This window comes from Nostoc sp. UIC 10890, from assembly GCF_054786515.1.
The window spans coordinates 4,444,203-4,461,414 of sequence record NZ_JBSGKF010000001.1; the positions used below are offsets into that span (position 1 = coordinate 4,444,203).

21 protein-coding genes and 1 pseudogene are annotated in these 17,212 nt (G+C 42.8%); 11 read left to right on the forward strand and 11 right to left on the reverse strand.

Going from position 1 to position 17,212, the window contains the following annotated elements; genetic code table 11:
* Positions 1-456: 456 nt before the first annotated feature.
* The 5 genes from ACWATR_RS18265 to ACWATR_RS18285 all read right to left on the reverse strand — a co-directional run bounded on the left by ACWATR_RS18265 (position 457) and on the right by ACWATR_RS18285 (position 2,234).
* Complete coding sequence (locus ACWATR_RS18265; RefSeq protein WP_460335264.1) at positions 457-933, reverse strand: hypothetical protein; 477 nt, start codon at positions 931-933, stop codon at positions 457-459.
* Between the two features lie 90 nt (positions 934-1,023).
* Complete coding sequence (locus tag ACWATR_RS18270; protein ID WP_460335267.1) at positions 1,024-1,467, reverse strand: HNH endonuclease; 444 nt, start codon at positions 1,465-1,467, stop codon at positions 1,024-1,026.
* Between the two features lie 9 nt (positions 1,468-1,476).
* Complete coding sequence (locus tag ACWATR_RS18275) at positions 1,477-1,731, reverse strand: hypothetical protein (protein WP_460335270.1); 255 nt, start codon at positions 1,729-1,731, stop codon at positions 1,477-1,479.
* Between the two features lie 32 nt (positions 1,732-1,763).
* Positions 1,764-1,991, reverse strand: coding sequence for a type II toxin-antitoxin system HicB family antitoxin (locus ACWATR_RS18280; RefSeq protein ID WP_460335273.1), 228 nt, complete (start codon positions 1,989-1,991; stop codon positions 1,764-1,766).
* 18 nt (positions 1,992-2,009) lie between these two features.
* A complete protein-coding gene (locus ACWATR_RS18285) occupies positions 2,010-2,234 on the reverse strand; it encodes a type II toxin-antitoxin system HicB family antitoxin (RefSeq protein WP_460335275.1) in 225 nt (74 codons plus the stop codon).
* Between the two features lie 183 nt (positions 2,235-2,417).
* On the opposite strand from ACWATR_RS18285, the gene ACWATR_RS18290 reads away from it, so the two are divergent.
* Positions 2,418-3,227, forward strand: coding sequence for a tetratricopeptide repeat protein (locus ACWATR_RS18290; protein ID WP_460335278.1), 810 nt, complete (start codon positions 2,418-2,420; stop codon positions 3,225-3,227).
* 144 nt (positions 3,228-3,371) lie between these two features.
* Here the strand turns inward: ACWATR_RS18290 and ACWATR_RS18295 are convergent, their stop codons facing one another.
* From ACWATR_RS18295 to ACWATR_RS18305, 3 genes are read right to left on the reverse strand one after another with little or no spacing between them, the layout of a single operon-like run.
* Positions 3,372-3,605: a DUF6887 family protein gene (locus ACWATR_RS18295; RefSeq protein WP_460335281.1), complete on the reverse strand. Its 234-nt coding sequence runs from the start codon at positions 3,603-3,605 to the stop codon at positions 3,372-3,374.
* Positions 3,595-3,876 carry a DUF6888 family protein gene (locus tag ACWATR_RS18300; RefSeq protein ID WP_460335284.1) on the reverse strand — a complete coding sequence of 94 codons (282 nt, stop codon included), beginning with the start codon at positions 3,874-3,876 and terminating at the stop codon, positions 3,595-3,597. The genes ACWATR_RS18295 and ACWATR_RS18300 overlap by 11 nt, the downstream gene beginning before the upstream one ends.
* Positions 3,836-4,783 (reverse strand): NAD(P)-dependent alcohol dehydrogenase, encoded by a 948-nt coding sequence (locus ACWATR_RS18305; protein WP_460335287.1) that lies wholly within the window; start codon positions 4,781-4,783, stop codon positions 3,836-3,838. Before ACWATR_RS18305 ends, ACWATR_RS18300 begins: the two co-directional genes overlap by 41 nt.
* Before the next feature lie 141 nt (positions 4,784-4,924).
* On the opposite strand from ACWATR_RS18305, the gene ACWATR_RS18310 reads away from it, so the two are divergent.
* Together ACWATR_RS18310 and ACWATR_RS18315 are read left to right on the forward strand one after the other, a co-directional pair.
* Positions 4,925-5,347, forward strand: a complete 423-nt coding sequence (locus ACWATR_RS18310; protein ID WP_460335290.1) for a XisH family protein — start codon at positions 4,925-4,927, stop codon at positions 5,345-5,347.
* Positions 5,329-5,670 (forward strand): element excision factor XisI family protein, encoded by a 342-nt coding sequence (locus tag ACWATR_RS18315; RefSeq protein WP_460335293.1) that lies wholly within the window; start codon positions 5,329-5,331, stop codon positions 5,668-5,670. Before ACWATR_RS18310 ends, ACWATR_RS18315 begins: the two co-directional genes overlap by 19 nt.
* 22 nt (positions 5,671-5,692) lie before the next feature.
* Here the strand turns inward: ACWATR_RS18315 and ACWATR_RS18320 are convergent, their stop codons facing one another.
* Positions 5,693-6,271, reverse strand: a complete 579-nt coding sequence (locus tag ACWATR_RS18320) for a Uma2 family endonuclease (protein ID WP_460335296.1) — start codon at positions 6,269-6,271, stop codon at positions 5,693-5,695.
* Between the two features lie 1,260 nt (positions 6,272-7,531).
* On the opposite strand from ACWATR_RS18320, the gene nifB reads away from it, so the two are divergent.
* The 8 genes and pseudogenes from nifB (at position 7,532) to ACWATR_RS18360 (ending at position 16,167) form a co-directional block, all read left to right on the forward strand.
* Positions 7,532-8,977 (forward strand): nitrogenase cofactor biosynthesis protein NifB, encoded by a 1,446-nt coding sequence (gene nifB, locus ACWATR_RS18325; RefSeq protein WP_460335299.1) that lies wholly within the window; start codon positions 7,532-7,534, stop codon positions 8,975-8,977.
* A gap of 118 nt (positions 8,978-9,095) precedes the next feature.
* Complete coding sequence (locus ACWATR_RS18330; RefSeq protein ID WP_460335302.1) at positions 9,096-9,449, forward strand: 4Fe-4S binding protein; 354 nt, start codon at positions 9,096-9,098, stop codon at positions 9,447-9,449.
* A 27-nt stretch (positions 9,450-9,476) separates the two neighbouring features.
* On the forward strand, positions 9,477-10,685 hold the full coding sequence (gene nifS / locus ACWATR_RS18335) for a cysteine desulfurase NifS (protein WP_460335305.1): 1,209 nt from the start codon (positions 9,477-9,479) through the stop codon (positions 10,683-10,685).
* 162 nt (positions 10,686-10,847) lie between these two features.
* A complete protein-coding gene (nifU, locus tag ACWATR_RS18340; RefSeq protein ID WP_460335308.1) occupies positions 10,848-11,747 on the forward strand; it encodes a Fe-S cluster assembly protein NifU in 900 nt (299 codons plus the stop codon).
* 254 nt (positions 11,748-12,001) lie between these two features.
* Entirely contained in the window at positions 12,002-12,358 is a 357-nt protein-coding gene (locus ACWATR_RS18345) for a globin domain-containing protein (protein ID WP_460335311.1), read from the forward strand.
* 349 nt (positions 12,359-12,707) lie between these two features.
* Positions 12,708-13,592, forward strand: coding sequence for a nitrogenase iron protein (gene nifH, locus ACWATR_RS18350; protein ID WP_190932650.1), 885 nt, complete (start codon positions 12,708-12,710; stop codon positions 13,590-13,592).
* Positions 13,593-13,747: 155 nt separating this feature from the next.
* A pseudogene (locus ACWATR_RS18355) lies at positions 13,748-14,662 on the forward strand (nitrogenase component 1); the annotation flags it as partial.
* 98 nt (positions 14,663-14,760) lie between these two features.
* Positions 14,761-16,167 carry a site-specific integrase gene (locus ACWATR_RS18360; RefSeq protein ID WP_460335314.1) on the forward strand — a complete coding sequence of 469 codons (1,407 nt, stop codon included), beginning with the start codon at positions 14,761-14,763 and terminating at the stop codon, positions 16,165-16,167.
* Positions 16,168-16,555: 388 nt separating this feature from the next.
* On the opposite strand, the gene ACWATR_RS18365 is transcribed toward ACWATR_RS18360, so the two are convergent.
* Positions 16,556-16,957, reverse strand: coding sequence for a hypothetical protein (locus ACWATR_RS18365; protein ID WP_460335317.1), 402 nt, complete (start codon positions 16,955-16,957; stop codon positions 16,556-16,558).
* Positions 16,957-17,211 (reverse strand): hypothetical protein, encoded by a 255-nt coding sequence (locus ACWATR_RS18370; protein WP_460335320.1) that lies wholly within the window; start codon positions 17,209-17,211, stop codon positions 16,957-16,959. The genes ACWATR_RS18365 and ACWATR_RS18370 overlap by 1 nt, the downstream gene beginning before the upstream one ends.
* Position 17,212 lies beyond the last annotated feature (1 nt).

The following is a 17,212-nucleotide window of genomic DNA, read 5'->3' on the forward strand; positions in this document are numbered from 1 at the left end:
TACAGCGCTTAACAGAGTTCAGTTCCCGCTCTGCAACTGGCTAGAAATCAACAAAACCAAATATAGCGGTTCTCATTTTGATGCAATACACTTTGACCTCTCTCCAAACCTCTCTCCTAAAAGCAGAGAGGCTTTGAATTTTACTCCCCTTCCCTTGTAGGGAAGGGGCTGGGGGTTAGGTCTGTATTGTACTTAACAGAGAAACTCTATAATTGCTTCAAAGCCTCTTTAATGGAGTTCAAAGACTCATTAATGGAGTTCAAAGCCTCATTAATGGAGTTCAAAGACTCATTAATGGAGTTCAAAGCCTCATTAATGGAGTTCAAAGACTCATTAATGGAGTTCAAAGACTCATTAATGGAGTTCAAAGACTCATTAATGGAGTTCAAAGACTCATTAATGGAGTTCAAAGACTCATTAATGGAGTTCAAAGGCTCATTAATGAGTATCAAAGACTCAAGAACCAGACACAGCTTTAGTCGGTCTACCTTTGATAGCTTTAAAACGTTCGCCCAACTGTTCAGCAACGATTTTTAAGCCTGGAGTCTTTTTCGATGCTGTCTTTACGTAGTCATAAACTGTCAAGCTACTAGTCATAGCTTCACTACCGACAGCCATTAGGGTATCATCTACCTGTTCGGTGAGTTGCTGCACTGAGATTAAAAGTTCAGTAAGCGCAGTGGCTAATTGATAATCCCGGACAAGTTCTTCAACGTCAAAAGTGGCTGGAAGAATTTCGCGGTTAGACTGAGCAGCAGTGACGCTATTGTTTACAAAGGCTAGGCTTTTATCGCCCATTTTTACTAACTTACGCCGTTCTTCAGTGCTAAGAGTGACTAAAAAGGGCATCTTGTGTTGGACTGTCTGTAGCGCGGCTTTAATTTCTTGGATATCTTGTGGCGAAAGGGTGGCTGCAATATTTTGATAGGACATTGTATATTTGCCTTGGGAGTTCTAATGATGAAGTAGCAATAGTTGCTAAGTATAGAATTCCCATTGGTAAGTGCGATCGCACATCATAACTTATTTATTTATCTGTTTTAGCGCTGATGCTGAGGGATACTGACCAGATGCAATCAAAGCTTGTCGTTCTACAATCCTTTCGTCGCCGTTAAAATCTAGGATGCGTGCAGTCACTTCACCGATATCTGTTTGATGCTGAATTACAGCCTCATCTAGCCGAAAATGATCGCCCCAAAAGTCTCTGCGTGGATTAAAAAACCGCACAAGTTCGCCAGTTTGCCAATTAATTGACCCTAAATCCGTCCCTTTTTGCAGGTTACAGAAAATACAGGCATAGCAGAGATTATCTGCTGTTGTAGCGCCGCCGTGTTTGACACTGATTATATGGTCAACTTGACAACCCGATGATCTGTCTACTTCAGAAACGAGACAATACTCGCAAATATGCTCGGCGCGATCGCTAACTAAACGCCGCAATTCTGCATTAATATATGGACGAGACACTTTGAATATTTACTCCGCGCTGATGTACTGACGAGCTTTTGCTTTTGCTAGTAGCATAATATGCTCTAGCGTGAGGAAATGATCTAACTCTCGCTGGTCACTTCCTGTAAGACCTTCAGTTTTTGCGCGATAAACCAAATCCTCTAAACGGTCTTTGGCTGCATCCGAGAGTTTGAAATCGATAACACTTTGGGGGGTGGTTCCAGCAGCAATAAACTCTATAATTTCGTCGTAGACTTTGGTGGTATTTATAGATGTAGTCATGAGATTATCTCTTTTTATTTAATTTTACTGATTTACAACGCTACTTTTAACGACTTTCCTAGCGTTTTAGGCTCTGGTAGAGGTTCACCGTCAGCCAAAGATGATTCAACCAGCATTTCTAAAACTTCTTGAGCATTTTTAAGAGCATCTTCATAAGTTTCTCCGTGAGTGTGACAAAATTCTCCCCATTCAGGAAGACTGACAATAAAACACTCATCTTCATCAGACCACTGAATAATTATTGTGTAGTGATAATTCATTCTTTTTCTCTTGCTTATCTATGCAACTTCCAAAGACTTTCCTAGCGTCTTAGGCTCCGGTAGAGTTTCACCATCAGCTAAAGATGATTCAATCAGCATTTCTAAAACTTCTTGAGCATTTTTCAGAGCTTCATAGTAAGTCTCTCCGTGAGTGCAAGGCTGCATTATATGCGTAAACTCAGGTAGCAAAACCACATAACATTGGTCTTCTTCTGACCATTGAATCATTATTGTATATTTCATTCTTCTGTCTCCTCGTCTTCTTTAATTTTATTTAGTTCTTCTAGTGCTTCATTGACTTGCTTTTCTAAATAAGGTTTGGCATCGCTACCATCTTTGCCAGTTCTCTACTATTTTGCGATTTCTGAGATGAATAGCTTATAGTGAAGCGATAATAATTACATTTTGCCAATAAAAGCACAGTTTATGACCTGCTGCCTCAATCCAGCTTGCCACAATCCGCCGAATCCCAATCGCACAATGTTTTGCTTCAACTGCGGTGTAGGAGTGAGTAAAGAATTTGGCCGAATGCAGGATAAATTGTTGCAAGAAGAACACCAACAGCGTTATCAATTGGCTGAGGAAGTTTTAAAAGCGTTAAATTTACAGTCTGTTTATTTGCTAGGACTGACAAATTCAGTAAGAATGGAACAAAAAAGTGCTGATACTTACTATAAGGAAGGATTAGAAAAATACAACAAAAAAGATTTTCGCGGTGCAATTGAAGATTACACCCAAGCCATCAACATTAATCCCAACGATGCATCTGCTTATATCATCCGTGGTCTAGCTTACTATGAATTAGGAGATAACCAAGCAGCAATTGAAGATTACACTCAATCCATCAAAATTAATCCCAACAATGGATATGCTGCATATGTTTATTGCATCCGTGGTCTAGCTCGCTCTGCTTTAGGAGATAACCAAGCAGCAATTGAAGATTACAGTCAAGCCATTAAAATGGCTCGCAGCTATGCAAATGCTTATTGCATCCGTGGTCTAGCTCACTCTGCTTTAGGAGATGACCAAGCTGCAATTGAAGATTACAACCGAGCCATTAAAATTAATCCCAACAATGCATATGCTTACGACAACCGGGGTGTAGCTCACTATGAATTGGGAGATAAGCAAGCTGCAATTGTAGATTTTCGTAAAGCTGCCAATTTTTATAAGCAACAAGGAGAAGAAAGCAACTATCAAAATGCTCTAAACCGCATTAAACAGCTTGAGGAATAACCAGATCGCCAACTTGTTCAAAAAGTCAGTAATATTTATTGTTCGCAAAATGGAAAAATTATGGCGATCATAGATTAATCAAGATTATCTGGATCTATGCCGAGCGATCGCCAAGATTTTCAGTAAAATGTACTAACCACACAGCTAATCCTGATGATTATTCTCTTGCTGGATTCTTTGAGCGATCGCTTCTGCAATTATCCGATTATTCTCTTCTATAGGTTTACCATCTTCAGTAAACATCGATGGATATATAATTGCTTCTGAGTCAGGAGTGCGGCGACTAAATAGGATTTCCAGCGCTTCTATATCTTCCCGATTAGCAAGCACATACGCCCTCAACTCTTTTGTGGACATTTGGGCAAAATTAGGTTTCATTGACAAATCTCCAAGTTCCATCACGAAATATAAGGATTTGCAGTTCATCACCTGCCAAAATAAACACATTGCCAGTTGTGTCACTAAAACGGAATAGCTGAATTTCCCGATAGAAATTAGACAAGTACTGGCAAATAATCACACACATAAGGGCTTGCCGGGTCGTAGGATATATATTATTTTCCTCAATTGTGACACAAATAATATTAAGCCTTAGAGGGTGAAAAATCTCAGTTGCCCGAAATGGCGATCGCAATTTTACCCACTGCACGCCCAGTTTCGCTATAACTATGAGCTGCCGCTAGTTCTTGCAAGGGATATGTGCGATCAATCACCACACGAATCTTACCAGCTTCAATCAATTCTTTGAGAAAAAGCAAGTCCTTAGTGTTAGGCTTCTCAAAGAGAAATTTCGCTTTTTGACCAGGAAGGAACGCTGTTAAGACGCTCTCTAAGAAGACTTCAGGGCCGGGTAGTGTGGTGATATAAATTCCGTTGGGTTTGAGGACTCTTTTGGTTTGAGAGAGCGATCGCTTACCCACTGCATCAAAGATAATGTCATACTGCGCTGTATCTTCGGCAAAATCTTGCTGCGTATAATCAATCACGCGGTCTGCTCCTAGAGTTTTCACCAAATCCAAATTTTTAGTACTGCAAACTCCCGTCACCATTGCTCCTAAAGCCTTGGCAATTTGCACTGCAAAAATCCCCACACCACCAGCAGCACCATTAATCAAAACACTTTGTCCTGTTTGAATATTTCCCTGATCTCGCAACGCTTGCAAAGCCGTAAGCGCTGCTAGAGGTACAGCCGCAGCTTCTTCATAAGATAAGTTCGTTGGTTTGAGAACCACCACATTTTCTGGAACAGCTGCAAATTCGGCATAACCTCCTCCAGGGAAGCTAGTACTGCCGTAAATAGCATCTCCTGGTTTAAAGCGGGTGACACCAGAGCCAACGGCTACCACATCTCCCGCCACATCAAACCCCAGAATCTTTGGAAAATTGCTGCCGGCAATCAAACTCAACATCCCTTTACGGATTTTCCAATCAATGGGATTAACACTACTAGCATGAACTTTCACAAGTAACTGCGTTGAATCAATTTTCGGCTGTTCCACATCTTCATAGTGCAACACCTCAGCCGCGCCATACCGACGGATAACCACTGCTTTCATTGCATTCCTCCTGCTACCCTGTTTTCGTGAATGAACTTAGACAGCTTATGACTACAGTGTAGCGATGTCTACGATTGACATTTAACGAAGATGCTAGAGAAATTTCCTAAAATATCAATATCAGTCTAAGACTACACCTGTATGCCAGCTAGAGACATCTATCACAATAATGTCAAAAATGCTTTGATTAAAGACAAATGGACAATTACTCATGACCCACTGACTCTTAAGTTTGGTAAAAAAGATTTGTATGTTGATTTAGGTGCTAAACAACTGTTGGCGGCGCAAAAAGCAGAATCCAAAATTGCAGTTGAGATTAAAAGTTTTAGCGGCAGATCAGATGTTGATGATTTAGAAAAAGCGTTGGGTCAGTATATTTTATATCAGGATATATTAATTGAGTTAGAGCCAGAGCGAATATTATATCTTGCAGTGCCTAACAGAGTTTTTGATGATTTGTTTGAAGAACCCATCGGCAAGCTATTACTCAGAAATCATCGTTTAAAGCTGATTACTTTTGATCCAAAACAGGAGGTTATTAAACAATGGATTATACCAAATTAGACGACTATCGCCAGGTAATTGAAACTATCCTCAGTGAATATGCTTCACTACCTTATTCTTATGCCAAGATTCAATCAGAAGTGGTGTTTGATCGAAACCGCGATCGCTATTTATGGATGGATATAGGTTGGGATGGCGATCGCCGCATTCACGGCTGTCTGGTTCATATTGACCTAATTGATGGCAAAATCTGGATTCAACGGGATGGCACTGAAGAAGGCATTGCCGCCGATTTAGAACGGGCTGGAATTCCTAAAGAACATATCGTCCTTGGCTTTCGTCCACCGGAATTAAGACCCTACACTGGCTATGCAGTTGCTTAAAAGTTAACACGGAACATTCTTTTTATTCTTCAGTGGTAAATACAACACCTTCATACAGCAATTCAATCGGACATTCAAACTCAATGCTCGATAGAGTGACCATATCTCCAGCCGTGTAGGGATAGTAAAGCCACATCCTACCCTCACCCCGACAGTAACGCTCAACGGAGATTTGTTCCGAGTCAATCAAGATATATTCTTGCAAACTGGGGATTGTCAAATAATAAGTGAATTTTTCACCCCGATCCTTCGCGCTTGTACCTGGCGAAAGAACTTCGACAATTAACTTCGGATGTTGAATAAATTTGCGGGCATTCAGGTCTTCAGGGTCGCAACTGACAATAACATCAGGATAATAGTAGCGACTCTGGGGAGTGAGTTGCATTTTCACATCTGACACATTCACTCGACAACCCCTGGAACGCAAATGAGGGCGTAAGGCAGTGTACAAGTTAAGTGCAATGTCGTTATGGGGAATTGTACCGCCTGTCATAGCAAACACTTCGCCATTTGCATATTCGTAGCGAAGGTCTTGCTGAGGTTCCCATTCCAGATATTCCTCAACGGTCATTTTTGGCGGTTGTTGGGGGATGGCGATCATAACTTAAGATTTTTTCACGCTTGGTTTGATTGTAGCTAAATAGTATCAGCAATAGACTTTTTGCATAAGTCGGGTAAAGGGTAAGGGTTAAAGGGAAAAAGGATAGAATTAACATTCCCCTTTAACCTTTCTCCCTTTCCCGACCTCTTGCAAAAGGCACTTTTGCAAGAGGTCTAATAAAGAGCGGTATCTCGAAAACCTCTCTCCTATAAGAAGAAATATTTTAAATTTTGCCCCTTCCCGTGTTGGGAATGGGGTTTTTTGCTAAGGTTTGTAGTGAGCAATTCAGAAAATTCATTGCGATCGCTCAATCATGTTAGATTATAGTTTGTTGTTTCTCTTAAACACAAAATCTGAGAGTTTTCTACCCATCTCCTCATTGTGGGAATGAAAAAAAGAAGCTAAAAGTTAAGTTTTTTGAAAATGATATGCAGCAACACACCTATTTTCATTACCTCATATCGCTTATCAGACAAGACTTAGAACCACAATTGAATATCATTGTCAAAGCAAAAATTAAATAAATATGAATTGCATTTTTACCCTCAAAAAAATGATATGTTAGATACAGAATTGAATTTCGCACGTTTCTGGAGTAGAACGATGTAGACTACTCCAGTTTTTCACCCTCAAACCCTTGTCATTTCTTGCTTTTGACGAAACTTGAGGGCAATCTGAGTACACATTTAAATAACCCAAACCTAGTTTCAATTTAGTTAAAGTTATTGCTGGGATTGGGTTTTGACTGAGTACAAAGAAATCCTGAACCCCCATCTATAAACACTAGAACCCCAACCAAAAAAGACTAGAACCCCTACCTGAAAAAAACTTTTTTAATTCTTGAAATGCTTGAAGAATTAGAGTTTTTAGTATTTGAGTACAAAAGTAATAAATCCAATAAATTCTATCCTAGAGAGACGCAACATCTGGCTGGGAGACGGCTGCTATAAATCTTATATCGCCAATCACCTAACGCTCTGAAACAAAACAAAGCGAAGGGTGAGTGGAGGGATGACATAGCACCATGCCTGAAGTGAAGAGAAGTCGCGGCTGTAAGCACAAATTCTACCCAAGAACCGAACGTTGACACACACCAGCCGAACATCAGATATCTATCGCCTGCCTGGCTTGAAAACAAGTCGCCCTCACCCAAGGGTTTGCAGGCCGTGTGGAAGACGCGACTTCAATTCTGGGCATGAAAGAGTAGCAACAGCATCTCCCACAGTGGCAGCCAAGTCCACCGACCTTTTGCGAAACTCAATGACATCACCGTCTACACGACTCCTCAACTCCAACGCTACGGAATCGCCAACCCAAGCAAAATCAGGTGGTTGCGGCTGTGACAGCACCACCAGCACCACCGTGGAAAGGGACGAAAAGCTCCAAGAACGCATTGCTAAACATCCCTGCTACAGCGAAGACGCTCATCACCACTACGCCCGGATGCACGTTGCAGTTGCACCAGCTTGCAACATTCAATGCAACTATTGCAACCGCAAATATGATTGCGCTAACGAAAGCCGTCCTGGAGTAGTTAGCGAATTGCTAACACCAGAAGAAGCTGCACACAAAGCTTTGGTCATTGGTGGTAAGATTCCGCAAATGACAGTTGTGGGAATTGCCGGCCCTGGCGACCCATTGGCGAACCCAGAAAAGACTTTCCGCACATTTGAGTTGATTGCAGAGCAAGCACCAGATATCAAGCTTTGCTTATCAACCAATGGTTTAATGCTGCCTGACTACATCGATCGCATTAAACAATTAAATATAGATCACGTGACGATCACCATTAACATGGTAGATCCAGAGATCGGTGCTAAGATTTATCCTTGGGTTCACTACAGACGCAAGCGTTACAGAGGTCTTGAAGGTGCAAAAATCCTCCACGAAAGACAGATGGAAGGATTGCAAGCCCTAAAAGATGCTGATATCTTGTGCAAAGTCAACTCCGTGATGATTCCCGGAATTAATGACCATCACTTAGTCGAAGTGAATCGAGTCATCCGTGAAAAAGGTGCATTCTTGCACAACATCATGCCATTGATTTCTGCACCAGAACATGGCACACACTTCGGTTTAACCGGTCAACGCGGCCCCACACCCAAAGAACTCAAAGAAGTTCAAGACAACTGCTCTGGTAACATGAAAATGATGCGTCACTGTCGCCAGTGCCGTGCCGATGCAGTCGGATTGTTGGGAGAAGACCGCAGCCAAGAGTTTTCCAAAGAGAAATTCTTGGAAATGGCTCCCGAATATGACATGGAACAACGCGCTACTGTTCACGAAGGGATTGAGAAGTTTAAAGAAGAACTTAAAGTAGCCAAAGATAAAGCGCTAGCCGGCAAGAAATTTGCCAACAGTCCTAAAATCTTAGTTGCAGTAGCAACCAAAGGTGGCGGATTGGTTAACCAACACTTCGGTCATGCGAAAGAATTCCAAATTTACGAAGTGGGTGGGGACGAAGTTCGTTTTGTCAGTCACCGCAAAATTGACCAATACTGCCAAGGTGGATACGGCGAAGAAGCTTCCTTTGAGCATATTATGAAAGCGATCGCAGATTGCAAAGCAGTTTTAGTCTCCAAGATTGGTAACTGTCCTCAAGAAAAATTGCAAGAAGCTGGAATCAAGACTATTGAAGCTTACGACGTAATTGAAAAGGTTGCTTTGGAGTTCTACGAGCAATACGTTAAGGAATTAGGGAATTAGGGATTAGGGACTGGGGATTAGGGACTGGGAATTAAGGAAGAATTTTCCCAATCAATACCCAGTACCCAGTACCCAGTACCCAATCCCCAGTACCCAATCCCCAAAAGGAGAATAAATCATGGCTTACAAAATTCTTACTAGCCAGTGTATTTCCTGCAATCTCTGTCTAACGGTATGTCCCACAAATGCAGTTAAAGTAGTTGACGGACAGCACTGGATTGACCCTGAACTTTGTACAAATTGTGTTGGTAGTATTCATACCGTCCCTCAGTGTAAAGCTGGTTGTCCCACTTGCGACGGTTGCATTAAGCAGCCTAACGATTACTGGGAAGGCTGGTTTGCCAATTACAACCGCGTAGTTGCTAAATTAACAAATAAACAAGATTACTGGGAACGTTGGTTTCAAACCTATTCTCAGAAATACTCTGAGCAGTTGCAAAAGCACCAACCCCAAATAATTCGTAATTCGTAATTCGTAATTCGTAATTAGAAGACAACAATGCAAAATAACTGCATCTATCTCGATAATAATGCCACCACTAAGGTAGACCCAGAAGTTATAGAGGTAATGCTACCTTACCTGACGGATTATTACGGCAATCCCTCCAGTATGCATACCTTTGGTGGGCAAGTCGGTAAAGCAGTGAGAACAGCAAGAGAACAACTTGCAGCTATGCTGGGAGCCGATGAGTCTGAAATTGTCTACACAAGTTGCGGTACTGAGGGAGATAACGCCGCGATTCGAGCCGCACTGTTAGCGCAGCCTGAAAAGCGACATATCGTCACTACCCAAGTTGAACATCCAGCAGTACTCAATGTCTGCAAACAATTAGAAACCCAAGGTTATAGTGTTACCTATCTATCAGTAAATAATCAAGGGCAGCTGGATCTAGATGAACTAGAAGCTTCATTGACGGGTAACACCGCCTTGGTGACAATTATGTATGCTAATAATGAAACCGGAACGGTTTTCCCGATTGAACAAATTGGGTTGCGCGTCAAAGAATATGGCGCTATCTTCCATGTAGATGCGGTGCAAGCAGTGGGAAAAATCCCGTTGAATATGAAGACTAGCACCGTAGATATGTTAACTCTGTCTGGTCACAAGCTGCACGGGCCGAAAGGAATTGGTGCTTTATATATTCGGCGCGGGGTGCGGTTCCGTCCCTTCATGATTGGGGGACACCAAGAACGCGGACGTAGGGCGGGAACTGAGAATGTTCCAGCAATTATCGCCTTGGGCAAAGCTGCTGAACTAGAACTGTTACACTTAGAAGAAGCGACGGCAAGAGAAAGAAAACTGCGCGATCGCCTCGAACAAACTTTACTAGCTAAAATTCCCGATTGTGTCGTCAACGGTGACGTTACGCAGAGATTGCCAAACACAACCAATATCGGCTTCAAGTACATCGAAGGTGAAGCAATTCTACTGTTATTGAACAAATACGGTATCTGTGCATCATCCGGTTCTGCTTGTACCTCCGGTTCTCTGGAACCCTCCCACGTCCTGCGGGCAATGGGCTTACCCTACACAACTTTGCACGGTTCAATTCGCTTCAGTCTTTGTCGCTACACCACCGAAGCAGAAATCGATCGAGTGATAGAGGTAATGCCCAGTATTGTAGAACGTTTACGCGCCCTCTCACCCTTCAAAAATGATGATGCAGGTTGGTTGCAAGGACAAGAACAAGCACTGGCGCATCGTTAGGGACTGGGAAAAAATGGGAAAAGGTTAAAGGGTAAAGGGTAAAGAAATGATTTTTCCCCTTCCCCCTGCCCCTTATCCCCAGAGTGGGCCCCACCTTCCCCATTACCCCTTCCCCAATCCCCCCACTCATAACTCAGTACTCAGCACTCAGCACTTAATAATATGTGGGACTACACCGATAAAGTATTAGAACTGTTTTACGATCCCAAAAATCAGGGAGAAATTGAAGAAACGGGCGAAGCTGGAGTTAAGGTTGCAACGGGTGAAATCGGCAGCATTGCTTGCGGCGATGCTCTGAGATTGCACCTGAAAGTGGAAGTAGAATCTGATAAGATTCTAGATGCTCGCTTTCAAACCTTTGGTTGTACTAGTGCGATCGCATCTTCTAGTGCATTAACCGAAATGGTCAAAGGTTTAACCTTAGACGAAGCTTTGAAAGTGTCCAATAAAGACATTGCAGATTACCTCGGTGGTTTACCAGAAGCAAAGATGCATTGCTCTGTGATGGGACAAGAAGCCCTAGAAGCCGCTATCTACAATTATCGTGGCATTCCTCTAGCTACCCACGATGATGATGATGAAGGTGCATTGGTTTGCAGTTGCTTTGGCATCAGCGAGTCTAAGATTCGTCGCGTGATTCTAGAAAATCATCTCACGGATGCCGAGCAAGTAACAAATTATGTAAAAGCTGGTGGCGGATGCGGTTCCTGTCTGGCTAATATCGATGATATTATTAGATCAGTTCAACAGGAATACGCCTCACCTGCTCTCAACAATTACGGCGTACAAGTTGCCACAAAAATTGTTACATCTAAGGAACGAGCGCTAACAAACGTCCAAAAGATTGCTCTAATTCAAAAAGTTCTTGATGAAGAAGTCAGACCCGTACTCATTGCAGACGGGGGAGATGTAGAACTCTATGATGTAGAAGGCGATCGCGTTAAAGTTGTACTGCAAGGTGCTTGCGGTTCCTGTTCAAGTAGTACAGCAACTCTGAAAATTGCGATCGAAGCCAGATTACAAGATCGTGTCAGCAAGAGCCTTGTAGTCGAAGCAGTTTAGGAATTGCTGTAGGACTTAACGTACTCTACAAATACGCCCTAATATGCATTCAGCCAGGAACAGAAAGTAGGATTTGAACCATATAATTGTCTCCACATCAATGCTTCATACCAATTCTCTCTTAATTACGAATTACGAATTACGAATTACGAATTGGTACTCCTACCACTATGACGGCTAACAGCATATAGGCAAAGAGATTAAGTGCCTACTTGCTTTCTTTCATCATCCAACTCGCTTCAAAGGAACAGGATATGAGCACATTGTACGACAACATTGGTGGACAACCAGCTATTGAACAAGTAGTAGATGAACTCCACAAACGCATTGCCACTGACAGCCTCCTCGCTCCCGTTTTTGCTGGTACAGACATGGTGAAGCAACGCAATCATCTAGTTGCTTTCTTAGCTCAAATATTTGAAGGGCCAAAGCAATACGGCGGTCGTCCAATGGACAAAACCCACGCAGGATTGAATTTACAGCAACCACACTTCGATGCGATCGCCAAGCATCTCGGTGAAGCAATGGCTGTGCGTGGAGTGTCAGCAGAAGACACCAAAGCTGCACTAGATCGCGTCACAAATATGAAGGGCGCTATTTTGAACAAGTAATAGGACTTATGCATTGATTGTTGACAAATAGCAACATCAAGTCCTATTGAATCTTGCAAGCTGAAACACATTATGACGTATTTGTAAATTGCGTAATTTTCTTTGTTCTTTGTCAAAACAAATGACAAAGGACAAAGGACAAACAACAAAAAGAAAAAAATTTTAACGAGGAAGATCGATGAACTTACTGTCAATAATTTTGGCTGTGGAGCGATCGCCCCCAGCAGGCATTTATGCCAACGGTACCAACGATGCTCTACACGCGCTCACTACTGTCGCTCAACTGGCGTGAACGCAACTGACAAACGCAAAGACCCACCAACCAACCAATTGCAGGGAAACACGAACAATGACAGAAGAAAACATTAGACAGATAGCTTTCTACGGTAAAGGCGGTATCGGTAAATCTACCACCTCTCAAAATACCTTGGCAGCTATGGCAGAAATGGGTCAACGCATCCTCATCGTCGGTTGCGACCCTAAAGCTGACTCCACCCGTTTGATGCTACACAGCAAAGCTCAAACAACCGTTCTTCACCTCGCCGCAGAACGTGGTGCAGTAGAAGATATCGAAATCGAAGAAGTAATGCTGACCGGTTTCCGTAACGTTCGTTGCGTAGAATCTGGTGGTCCAGAACCCGGTGTAGGTTGCGCTGGTCGTGGTATTATCACCGCCATCAACTTCTTAGAAGAAAATGGTGCTTACCAAGACCTAGATTTCGTATCTTACGACGTATTAGGTGACGTTGTGTGTGGTGGTTTCGCTATGCCTATCCGCGAAGGTAAGGCACAAGAAATCTACATCGTTACATCAGGTGAAATGATGGCGATGTACGCTGCTAACAACATCGCTCGTGGTGTTCTTAAGTATGCTCACACCGGTGGCGTGCGTTTGGGTGGTTTGATTTGTAACAGCCGTAACACAGACCGAGAAATCGAATTGATCGAAACCTTGGCAAAACGGTTGAACACCCAAATGATTCACTACGTACCTCGCGACAACATTGTTCAACACGCAGAATTGCGCCGCATGACTGTTAACGAGTACGCACCAGAAAGCAACCAAGCTAACGAATATCGGACATTGGCTACCAAGATCATCAACAACAAAAACCTGTCTATTCCTACACCCATCGAAATGGAAGAACTAGAAGAATTGTTGATTGAATTTGGTATTCTCGAAAGCGAAGAAAATGCTGCCAAGTTGGTTGGTCAGACTGCTGCTCAAGCTTAGTCTAAGTAGCCGCTAAGAAATAACGATTTAGCACAAGGAAAAAGGAAGAGTTTCATATCTTTCCTTTTATCCTCTCCCTTGCATCTCCCCCCTAATCTTAGAGGGGACTCCTAGTCCCCCTATGCCCCGATCCTTACGAGTCACAGAGGCTAAGTATGACACCTCCAGAAAATCAAAACATCATCGAAGAAAGAAAAGAACTAATTAAAGAAGTTCTCAGTGCTTACCCAGAAAAAGCTGCTAAAAAGCGCGAAAAGCACTTAGGCGTATACGAAGAAGGTAAGTCCGATTGCGGCGTTAAGTCTAACATCAAATCCCTTCCTGGGGTAATGACCGCTCGTGGTTGTGCTTATGCTGGTTCTAAAGGTGTGGTTTGGGGTCCTATTAAGGACATGATCCACATCAGCCACGGGCCTGTAGGTTGCGGTTACTGGTCTTGGTCTGGTCGTCGTAACTACTACATCGGCACCACAGGTATTGATACCTTTGGTACCATGCACTTCACCTCTGACTTCCAAGAAAGAGATATCGTTTTTGGTGGTGACAAGAAACTTGTCAAGCTCATCCAAGAACTAGATGTACTTTTCCCCCTCAACCGTGGTGTTTCCATTCAATCAGAATGCCCCATCGGTCTAATTGGGGATGACATCGAAGCTGTTGCTCGTAAGACATCCAAAGAAATTGGTAAGCCAGTTGTACCTGTGCGTTGCGAAGGCTTCCGGGGTGTTTCCCAATCTTTGGGACACCACATTGCCAACGACATGGTTCGTGACTGGGTTTTCACCAGAGCAGACAAAGCGAAAAAAGACGGTACACTTCAGTTTGAAGGTACTCCTTATGATGTAGCCATCATTGGTGACTACAACATTGGTGGAGATGCTTGGGCTAGCCGCATCCTGTTAGAAGAAATCGGCTTGCGCGTAGTCGCTCAGTGGTCAGGTGATGGCACCATCAACGAAATGTTGATGACCCCCAATGTGAAGATGAACCTCATCCACTGTTACCGGTCGATGAACTACATCAGCCGTCACATGGAAGAAGCTTATGGTATACCCTGTACGAAGTATGATTTAATCTTATGTGATACCAGGATTTAGTCCACGTCTAACTTTGCTCAATTTAAACATTGTTCTAAATGGACTAAATTTTAAGACACATTTAAGACACAATGAAAAGCAAGGCACAGGACGTTTTTGAGGATTTCACTCCGCCAGCATCTACCGATGGCAGCTATTTAGGAACGCAGAAACACATGAAAGCTACTCGGCAGCATCTGGAACGCAAATTTGAAAAAGGTTTGACAGACACTAGGGCCCGTCTAAAAGCCGCTAAGGTCAAAGTGGGATTAGTCGTGGCACGGGAAACTATTCAATTGCAAGCATCCCTACCCATCAAGCCGGGCGATCGCGACACTAAAGGAACTGGTTTTAAGCAGTACAAGATTTCGCTAAATATCCCTGCAAGCTTGGACGGGTTGAGAACAGCAGAGGAGGAGGCAAACGAGCTAGGCAAGCTGCTTGCCCGTAAACAGTTTGAATGGACTGACAAATATCTGGGTAAAATCGCTAAGGTTGCCAACAGATCCCAAACCCTTGGTGATGTTTTAGAAGAGTTTGAAACTGAGTATTTCAAAACACGCAAGTCAACAGAAAAAAGTAAACACACCTTTTTCTATTACAAGGAGTTTTTACGGCGATTGATTGGGCTAGATACTTTATTGACTCAATCGGAGATTGATAAAAAATTTGCAGAGTTGACGGGAGACTCTGCCAAATACAGCGCCGTTAAATCGTTGAAGGTTTTAAAATCAACTCTTAATTTAACTGGTTTCACCCTCGAACATTTTAAAGCTACACAACCCAAAAGTCAGGTTAGGGATATTCCCAGTGATGAGGATATCATCAAATATCAGGAATCTTTTCATCATTATTCTTTGACTAGAAGCCTAACAATCAAAAAGAGTTGTTTAGACAGTTGGAAAATGTGGGAATGGGTATATGGAATGCTTGCTACTTATGGACTACGCCCAAGAGAACTGTTTGTAAACCCTGAAATTGATTGGTGGTTGAGTCCTGAAAATAAAGATAATACATGGAAGGTTCACCCAGATACTAAGACTGGTTACAGAGAAGCTTTACCGCTACGTCCTGAATGGGTTTACTTGTTTGATTTAAAAAACGTAGAGTATTTGGAACTGTTAAAAGCTCAAACTGATCACAGAACTAGTTTTGCAGATATCAATACTATTCGGGTTAATTGTTCATCCTGGTTTAGGCGCGTAAATATTCCGTTTACGCCCTATGACTTACGCCACGCTTGGGCGATTAGAGCGCACATGATGGGCATTCCAATTAAAGCTGCTGCTGATAATTTGGGGCATTCTGTAGAGATTCACACTGAGATTTATCAGAAGTGGTTCAGCCTGGAGAACCGGAGAAAGGTAATTAAGCAGGCAGTGGATAAAAAAGATGACATGGACACGTTAATACAGGAGAATGCACGACTAAGGGCTGAGGTGGAATATCTCAGGCAAGCTCTGGCACGGCATCAAATTAGTGAGGTACTGTCTACTTAACTTACTGCAAAGTGTGGTTTATTGGCAGAGGTGCATCTCTATCTGTTTAGCTTTTGAAACTGTTAAAATAGCGCTGATATATTTTTGAGCAATATATTAGATAAAAAGGCTATTTCTTTGGGAATTCTTGTTAAAAAATAGCCAGTCAAAAAATGTCTACAGTTCCTAAAAACGGCATCCAGAGCGAGTTTTAAACGCCTACAGTGCGTCTACACCTGTAGAGAGTGTAGACGCACTGCAACCGCACTTGTCACCGTTGATCGTGGCAGTGTAACCGTACTTGTCACCGTCGATCGTGACACACAAGGCGCACTTGTCACCGTCTGTTGTTGGGGTGTAGGCGAACTGTAGACGAGTTGAAACCGAGTTGAAACCGTGCATAAGTTGACTATAAACCGTGCTTTAGTTCCTTGATAAAAGCCTCAATCGCCTTTCCTGCCGTTGATTGCTTGCCCACTTTCAGCTTATTCAAAGTGCGATCGCGGGTTGCTTCATAGTCTGGTGCAAGGGATGCATCTGCTGTCTGTAGTTGTTGCCTGAGTTGCTGGTTTTCTCTCTCCAGTTCCCTAATCTGTTCTAATCTCCTGTTGAGAACTGTTCCATCTTTCAAGATATTTTTCTCTCGCTCAACGTTAGCCAATTGCTGCTCTAGCTCCTTCTTTTCCTTGCGGGAATGCTTGAGACGAGTTTCTAGGCTTTCAACTTCGGCTTGCAACTGGTCGATGGTTTCGCTGTTCGCTACAGTTGAGTCTTCATTGCTTTCTTGCCCGGTAGTGCTATTCTCGTCCACTACCGGGCTTTCAATTTTCCCCGCAGTTCCTCCAGTTGCGATCGCACTTCAGTTAGACTTGCTTCTACTTGTTGCTTGAATTCATTGATGTCTGCAATTGTAGGCAAGTCTGTATGCAGAGGATTGTTTCTTTTGACGAAATCAATAAAAAGCCTTTGGGCTGTTTGGTTGAGAGTTTCACCCTCTAACTGTGAAGACTCCACAAATTGAACAATCTCATCTGGCAAACGGAATGAAAACGATTTACTGGCCATA

Bases quoted from the DNA above. Each gene is read 5' to 3' on its own strand.
- ACWATR_RS18275 (WP_460335270.1), bottom strand. From the start codon at position 1,731: ATGACTACATCTATAAATACCACCAAAGTCTACGACGAAATTATAGAG.
- ACWATR_RS18310 (WP_460335290.1), top strand. From the start codon at position 4,925: ATGCCAGCTAGAGACATCTATCACAATAATGTCAAAAATGCTTTGATT.
- ACWATR_RS18265 (WP_460335264.1), bottom strand. From the start codon at position 933: ATGTCCTATCAAAATATTGCAGCCACCCTTTCGCCACAAGATATCCAA.
- ACWATR_RS18345 (WP_460335311.1), top strand. From the start codon at position 12,002: ATGAGCACATTGTACGACAACATTGGTGGACAACCAGCTATTGAACAA.
- nifH (WP_190932650.1), top strand. From the start codon at position 12,708: ATGACAGAAGAAAACATTAGACAGATAGCTTTCTACGGTAAAGGCGGT.
- nifS (WP_460335305.1), top strand. From the start codon at position 9,477: ATGCAAAATAACTGCATCTATCTCGATAATAATGCCACCACTAAGGTA.
- ACWATR_RS18290 (WP_460335278.1), top strand. From the start codon at position 2,418: ATGACCTGCTGCCTCAATCCAGCTTGCCACAATCCGCCGAATCCCAAT.
- ACWATR_RS18320 (WP_460335296.1), bottom strand. From the start codon at position 6,271: ATGATCGCCATCCCCCAACAACCGCCAAAAATGACCGTTGAGGAATAT.
- ACWATR_RS18315 (WP_460335293.1), top strand. From the start codon at position 5,329: ATGGATTATACCAAATTAGACGACTATCGCCAGGTAATTGAAACTATC.
- ACWATR_RS18360 (WP_460335314.1), top strand. From the start codon at position 14,761: ATGAAAAGCAAGGCACAGGACGTTTTTGAGGATTTCACTCCGCCAGCA.
- ACWATR_RS18280 (WP_460335273.1), bottom strand. From the start codon at position 1,991: ATGAATTATCACTACACAATAATTATTCAGTGGTCTGATGAAGATGAG.
- ACWATR_RS18330 (WP_460335302.1), top strand. From the start codon at position 9,096: ATGGCTTACAAAATTCTTACTAGCCAGTGTATTTCCTGCAATCTCTGT.
- ACWATR_RS18370 (WP_460335320.1), bottom strand. From the start codon at position 17,211: ATGGCCAGTAAATCGTTTTCATTCCGTTTGCCAGATGAGATTGTTCAA.
- nifU (WP_460335308.1), top strand. From the start codon at position 10,848: ATGTGGGACTACACCGATAAAGTATTAGAACTGTTTTACGATCCCAAA.
- ACWATR_RS18305 (WP_460335287.1), bottom strand. From the start codon at position 4,783: ATGAAAGCAGTGGTTATCCGTCGGTATGGCGCGGCTGAGGTGTTGCAC.
- ACWATR_RS18295 (WP_460335281.1), bottom strand. From the start codon at position 3,605: ATGAAACCTAATTTTGCCCAAATGTCCACAAAAGAGTTGAGGGCGTAT.
- nifB (WP_460335299.1), top strand. From the start codon at position 7,532: ATGACATCACCGTCTACACGACTCCTCAACTCCAACGCTACGGAATCG.
- ACWATR_RS18285 (WP_460335275.1), bottom strand. From the start codon at position 2,234: ATGAAATATACAATAATGATTCAATGGTCAGAAGAAGACCAATGTTAT.